The organism is Clostridium sp. CTA-19 (assembly GCF_054767855.1).
Genome location: NZ_BAAABH010000077.1, coordinates 1 through 1,358, shown reverse-complemented (window position 1 = coordinate 1,358; position 1,358 = coordinate 1). Strand labels below are relative to the sequence as shown.

Below are 1,358 nucleotides of genomic sequence, written 5' to 3'. Positions count from 1 at the left end.
CGGATTGGCCCCCTCAAAGTGGACTCTAAATGCTAATTACTAGCTTATTCTTAAAATTACTATTTGTTAAATTATAAAACTCATTTGGAGTCCTATAATCAATTGAAGAATGTATTCTTTTAAAGTTATAGTTACTTACATAATTTTCGATAGTATTAATTGCTYCTTCTAAATCTTTAAACAGCCTACCGGCAAGRCATTCTTCTTGTAAGTATCTATGATATGACTCTATATGAGCATTATAATTAGGGCTATGCACAGGTATCCTTTCATGTGTAACATTCTCTTGAATACACAACTTCTCAAATTTACTAGCTATAAATTGTGATCCATTGTCTGTTCTAATTATTAATTCAGATGTTTTACCCTTAATTCCTCTATTATAAAGTGCCTTTATTACTACAATTTTAGCTTGCTCYGCATTTGGAGAAAGTGACAAATCATATGCTAATATGCTTCTATCAAACACATCTATAATAGATGTTAAATAYGCTATCTCCCTTGTTTCTGCTATATAAACATATTTCATGTCCATYTCCCAAAGTTGATTTGAATCTGTAATTACATGATTCTTACATATTTTAGAATATCTCTTAACACCCTTTCTTTTAACCTCTAATAGGTTCATCCTCTTCATCAATCTATAAACTTTTTTCTTATTAATTTTTAGTTTATATTTATTTTTCAAAACTGCCCTAACCTTTTTATAACCATAAAACTGTCCTACTTCATCTTTTTTTATTTTCACTATATATTTTTGAATCTCTAAATCAAAAACTTTTTCACCATTTATATTTAGACTATATCCTGGAATGTTTCCTTCGGATTGATTTAAAGGTCTATTTCCACTTTTAATTAATAACTGTTGTTTATAATAAGTAGATTTTTTTAAACCTAATATCCTTAATACAGCTTTAATAGGTGCACCTATAGAAATCCATTCGGATGCATAAGAATACAAATCATGTTCTTCATTTATTTCTTTTTTTTTAATAAATCGCGAAGAATGGCAACTTCTAATTCAAGATCTTTGCATTTTTCTTTTGTTTTCTTATACTCTTTTTTATAATCTACAATTATTTCTTCATCTTTAGGTTGAGTAGCATTCTTAGGTTTCAAAGTTTGCTTATATCTTCTATAATTACATTTCCAATTAGATACCAATCCACTGTGTATATTATACTTCGCTGCTACTAAAGAATTGCTTCCACATGCTAAAGCCTCTTCTACAATTTTCATTCTTTCTTCTTCAGTATATTTTCTAATAAAATTTCCACTCATAATGCACCCCTCCATTCATTAATCCTAGTATAGTTCCATTCGAATTATGAGTCTACTTTTCCACGGGGGCCTATGAG

General features: G+C 28.8%; 2 protein-coding genes. Both read right to left on the bottom strand.

Going from position 1 to position 1,358, the window contains the following annotated elements; translation table 11 throughout:
* Positions 1 to 25: 25 nt before the first annotated feature.
* Positions 26 to 961 (bottom strand): IS3 family transposase, encoded by a 936-nt coding sequence (locus tag ACYUE0_RS17670; RefSeq protein ID WP_460271928.1) that lies wholly within the window; start codon positions 959 to 961, stop codon positions 26 to 28.
* 14 nt (positions 962 to 975) lie between these two features.
* On the bottom strand, positions 976 to 1,281 hold the full coding sequence (locus ACYUE0_RS17665) for a helix-turn-helix domain-containing protein (protein ID WP_460271926.1): 306 nt from the start codon (positions 1,279 to 1,281) through the stop codon (positions 976 to 978).
* Between the last annotated feature and the right edge of the window lie 77 nt (positions 1,282 to 1,358).